5 protein-coding genes are annotated in these 4,457 nt (G+C 60.4%); 2 read left to right on the plus strand and 3 right to left on the minus strand.

The window, feature by feature from the left end; all coding sequences use genetic code 11:
* Positions 1 to 96: 96 nt before the first annotated feature.
* The 3 genes from EVC45_RS43465 to EVC45_RS43475 form a co-directional block, all read right to left on the minus strand.
* A complete protein-coding gene (locus tag EVC45_RS43465) occupies positions 97 to 306 on the minus strand; it encodes a hypothetical protein (protein WP_129964213.1) in 210 nt (69 codons plus the stop codon).
* Positions 307 to 474: 168 nt separating this feature from the next.
* The gene (locus EVC45_RS43470; protein ID WP_129964214.1) at positions 475 to 1,785 is read right to left on the minus strand and encodes a hypothetical protein; all 1,311 of its coding nucleotides are present in this window, start codon (positions 1,783 to 1,785) and stop codon (positions 475 to 477) included.
* Positions 1,782 to 2,048, minus strand: coding sequence for a hypothetical protein (locus EVC45_RS43475; RefSeq protein ID WP_129964217.1), 267 nt, complete (start codon positions 2,046 to 2,048; stop codon positions 1,782 to 1,784). The genes EVC45_RS43470 and EVC45_RS43475 overlap by 4 nt, the downstream gene beginning before the upstream one ends.
* 665 nt (positions 2,049 to 2,713) lie before the next feature.
* On the opposite strand from EVC45_RS43475, the gene EVC45_RS43480 reads away from it, so the two are divergent.
* Positions 2,714 to 3,319 carry a DUF1845 domain-containing protein gene (locus EVC45_RS43480; protein ID WP_129964215.1) on the plus strand — a complete coding sequence of 202 codons (606 nt, stop codon included), beginning with the start codon at positions 2,714 to 2,716 and terminating at the stop codon, positions 3,317 to 3,319.
* A 91-nt stretch (positions 3,320 to 3,410) separates the two neighbouring features.
* Positions 3,411 to 4,319, plus strand: coding sequence for a hypothetical protein (locus EVC45_RS43485; protein ID WP_129964216.1), 909 nt, complete (start codon positions 3,411 to 3,413; stop codon positions 4,317 to 4,319).
* The last annotated feature ends 138 nt before the right edge of the window (positions 4,320 to 4,457 follow it).

Below are 4,457 nucleotides of genomic sequence, written 5' to 3' on the forward strand. Positions count from 1 at the left end.
TCCGATCCATGTTTCATCATCCGTCAGTCCGTTACGCGGCGTGACGTATGTCCGGTTACTTTGTTTCGGCTTAGTAACAAAAGTTCCTAACACGCTCTAGAAGACTGTGATGCAGCCGTCACCCTCTCCCCAGTTGATCTGCAGCTTCGCAGGTACGGGTTCGATAAACGACGTGCTCATGCACTGCTGACATTGGACAACGATCCGCTGCGTTCGATCCGCGGTGAAGATCTTGAACAGGTCACCACCACAGCCACCGCAACGCGTCTCCTGCAGACCCGTCAGGGCGCTCAGATCGTTCGACATAACGTTGATGCTCCATCAAGACAGGGAAATGATCCGCCATCAGGCGGAAGGATTCGATGCGCAGGGATGCGCGGTCGAAAACGCTTGAGCAAGTGCCGCTTGCTAAAGGGTTCTCGGTACGCGAAAAGAGAAGAAAGGAGCGACCAGCCCGACGGGGCCGGTCTGAGTTTAGACGTAGGTCTTTGCCTGCATGATCTCGTCGTCGAGCGCAGCGCGATCGTCGAGCGCTGCCGTGAGGCGTGCGTTCATCTGATCGACGTCTGGCGGTCTCTCCGCCCAGCCACGCCCGAATTTCAGGTGCGCGAACTTGCGAAAGTCCTCCCGACGATCCAGCTGGTTAAGTCCAAGCCGGTTGAGCAGATCAGACATGCGGTGACGCTTGTCTTCGAGCGACTCACCCTCTTCGGGCTCGCCATCGCCGTCGGCATCTGAACCGTTACCGCCAACAGGTTCGTCCTGCAGCTGCGCAATGGTTGCTGAGCCTGCATCTGTCAATGCCTGCGGCAGCACTTCGACGTTGCCACCCGCCTCGATCAGGGCAACTGCCCGGCTCGGGGCTTCCAGCGCCGGCTGCGGTTCATCGCCCGCATCCAGCAATGCCCCAAGATCGATATCCGCATCGAGCACTGTGAGCATCTGCTTCTGACGCACCGCTTGCCCGTTGTCGTCGATCCGCGTGATGTCAAATTCCTTCTTTGACAGCCAGAAGCGCGTGCCGGTCAGCCTGCCTCGCGCGAGCGAGACAGTCTGCATGGCGGAATACGCTTTCTGCAGGACATAAATCGAATTCGTTGGAAGTTCGATCAGCCCAAGGCCTTTCACGTCGGGAATTGCGAATACGAAGTTCGCGCTCAGGTTGCACTTGCGCTCCTGATACTGCGGACACACGTGCGGATCGCAGATTCCGTCGGGAATGTCGTCATCCTGACGCTGGATGACAAGGCGACCACCGAAAGTCCGCCGCGCCCGCTTCGCACGCTCATCGCGCTCGACCGGTGCATACGTCTTGCAGTAGCGCTTGCCGTCACGGCCATATTCCGAGAAATACTGCCGTCCCGTCGTCGTGTAAGCGGCCATCTGGTTGGGCACGTTGCGCAGCCAGTCATCGAAGGCGAACATCACCGGGAAGCGATGCAGCTTGATGCCGTCGCCACGATTCTCGCCGTAGAGCTTCAGGATTTCATCGGCGGTGTCAGGATTCGAGAAGTCCGACCGTCTGCAGGTGAAATGCGGAACGTTTCTCGGAATCAGCGCATTGCGCAGATTCAGCTTCGTCTCGATCACCTTTCCGATCGTCTCATACGAGTCGCCGGCGGCCACCATCTCGTTGTACAGCTTGACCGCAGCTGGATTGCCCTGCGCGTTGCGTGTGAGCACCTTGATGCCGGGCCGGATCTTTCCGATGATAGGTGGGCGGATGGCGCGCTCTTCGACCAGACTGCGAGGCGCGTTCTCGAACATCTGGACGACTGCATTCATGATGGTTTCCTTGCGAGAAAAAAGATGGCGTTCGTGCGTAGCGTGCTGGCCTGGGATTCGATCTCCCGGGCTGCAGCGCTACCGCGTCGTTCGCTGACATGGTGCATGAAGACAGAGCGCTGGGCGTCGCTGTACATCGCAACCTGCGCAATTTCACAGCGCCTGCGCCAGGCATCGGATGACGTATCCGAAGCGGCACGCTCGTTATCGAACTGATGCTTGATAGCCTCGGCAATACGCTCGTTGAGGCGGTCGGGCAACAACATAAACACCTCCAGTTGAGAAAGGCCCATCCGGAATGGACGGACGAAAAAAAAGCCCGCTCCGGTCAGGGAGCGAGCTTCGTGAATCGGGGATAGATGTGACCTACGCGCCACGTCCCTTCCGGGGACGTGACGTGCAGGGAGCGGCACCGGAAAACCGGAGCGCTCTGTCAGAGGACGTAAAGTCGTCCTCGCGCAGCATGGTCACGCCGCGCAACAGCCCATTTTCGGAAAATACATTCCGCCGCAGGAATCACGGATCAGCCAACTTCGATCGTTCTACCCAGATCAGGCTCTGGAGAGAGAACACCCGAAAACCTGGGCTCGAACGATGTACCGGCGCAAATGAATGCAGGCCAAGGCACGAGTATCACGGCTGAAATAGGGGAATCTGTAGCGGGCAGATTCAGCACAAGAAGATATCCACACCGGTAGCTATCCGGTCGGAGCATGCCCAAAGGCACGACTTGGAGAAAGAAGATGGACTCCGGGCTTGGAGTCGAGGTCGATGCGTCAGAGACGCGGGGAATGGATTGAAGTATCCGGGCAAATGACAGGTGTAGGCGTCTGAAAGCTCACGAAATTGATACAGCTTTTGCCCGCTTGACTGATCGGTGTTCAGTGAGAATTTATGTGAGAGAGAACACATACTCCGAGAACACGTTATGTCTGGCTTCGATACGGAAAAGCCCGAGGCGGCTGACCCAGAACGGCTGCTTCCCCCTTCCGCTGCGACTGCACCGGTCTCCAGCGTCCTTCGCCCCATCAAGCGCCTCACCAGCGATGACCGCCTCGCACGCATCCATCCTGAGACGCTGGCGAAAACCGAGTTGCTGTACTACTCCGATTTTGCGCGCACCTTTGTCCGCTCCGACTACAACTTCTGCGCGGCAAAAATGACGGTTGCGCGCGGCGGCAAGCTCCTCGCACTGGAAGCGGAGTTCCACACGGCGGAAACCTTCTTCCGCAAGGCACTCGCCTGGGCTAACCGGCTGCACGGTCGGCGCACCGGCCTTGAGCCCGAGCGCGTCACACTCGAAATCAAGCACCCCTTGTCGGGACGCCTCGTTCGCCTGCTCACGATCTATGACCGGCTTTTCCTCAAGACGATGGAAGCCCTCGCCGGCCGCTCAGTCATGGCGCACGAACGCAAGGCAGCGCTTGACGCCGCAGCCGCGCGCCTCAAGCAGATTCCCCAGTTGTGTATTCCGGACAATGACCGGTATGCCCCTGAAGGCGTCCTGCTTCCCGTCTCCGACGACACCCACTGAACCCCGCTAACTCCGCTCTGCCGGACCAGGTTCCTTGACTTTAAGCAGCCTCGGGCAGGCTGTAACCCAGACAACGAGAAGAGGCATCTTCATGGACATTCGTGAAATCCAGCGACTGCACGCTCAGTTCGCCCCGGACTCGATGGTCATCGACCTTCCCCGCCAGATTGCCGCCTTGCCCGGCCCTGGCGACGTATCAGCACCCGAGTCGTCCCGCGCACTACACCAACGTCTTGCGGGGATCGCACCGCGCGCACGGCAGGCCACGATCGCCCTGGCCATTGCGGCTATAGTCGCGATGGCTGGCATGGGCGCAGCGTCGCTCTACAAAAACCTGGAGGCGAGCCACGGCACGGCAAAGTCAGGTCCGACGACAACCGAGGTCGCCAGCCGAAAAGGCGATGCACTGAACGCGGCTCCGGCGAATCAGGAAGCCCCGGCTTACCGCGAGATCAATGCGACACCCCCTCACCCTGTTACTGCGGCGCCCGCATTGAGCGCGAGCGATTTTGCTTCAGCACGCTCACTTGGCCTGACAGCCGACCAGTTCCGCGATTCGCTGAAAGCACCGGCGCACAGCGCGCAGGCCGCCACGGCAGGCACCGCGCCCGCGCTGACGAGCGAAGCACAGCTCGCAGCCGTCTCGCCGATCCATCGTGTGGGGTCGAGCAGAGAGGCAACTTCGGCCGCACAGCACCCGGCGACTCCTTCACCGGCCGCACTTGCCCAGCCCGTAGCGGTCGGGAGACCAGGCGCGCCCGTGCAGAGCGCTACGCTGCCAGCGCAGGCGGTGACCACAACGGCAGAAGCGCCAGCCGTCGCTGCTCTGACGGCACCCGCGTTGCAGCCGGCGCAGAAACCTGCCGACGCAGCCAAACCGGCGCGCCCCGCTCGCCATCACATCTCGCGCCCTCGCGCGGAGCAGAGCGCAGAGTCCAATACAGACGCCAGACCCTCACCCGAAAACCGTGCCGGGTCTGCCGAAGTGAAGATGTTCTAGCAGGCTGTTGAAAAGCGCCTCGTCATGAGGACCGAAGCGATGATCAGGAGTGTTTCGCGTGCAATTTCCAGCTGAAATCCGGATGCGCCGATCAGTTTGCGCAGGCAACGCGCCTGAGCGGGGTTGCCAGGCCTCGCA

This window comes from Paraburkholderia sp. UYCP14C (genome assembly GCF_004197395.1).
Taxonomy (GTDB): Bacteria; Pseudomonadota; Gammaproteobacteria; order Burkholderiales; family Burkholderiaceae; genus Paraburkholderia.

Coding starts and splice junctions, on each gene's coding strand:
- EVC45_RS43465 (WP_129964213.1), bottom strand. CDS start 306: ATGTCGAACGATCTGAGCGCCCTGACGGGTCTGCAGGAGACGCGTTGC.
- EVC45_RS43470 (WP_129964214.1), bottom strand. CDS start 1,785: ATGAATGCAGTCGTCCAGATGTTCGAGAACGCGCCTCGCAGTCTGGTC.
- EVC45_RS43485 (WP_129964216.1), top strand. CDS start 3,411: ATGGACATTCGTGAAATCCAGCGACTGCACGCTCAGTTCGCCCCGGAC.
- EVC45_RS43480 (WP_129964215.1), top strand. CDS start 2,714: ATGTCTGGCTTCGATACGGAAAAGCCCGAGGCGGCTGACCCAGAACGG.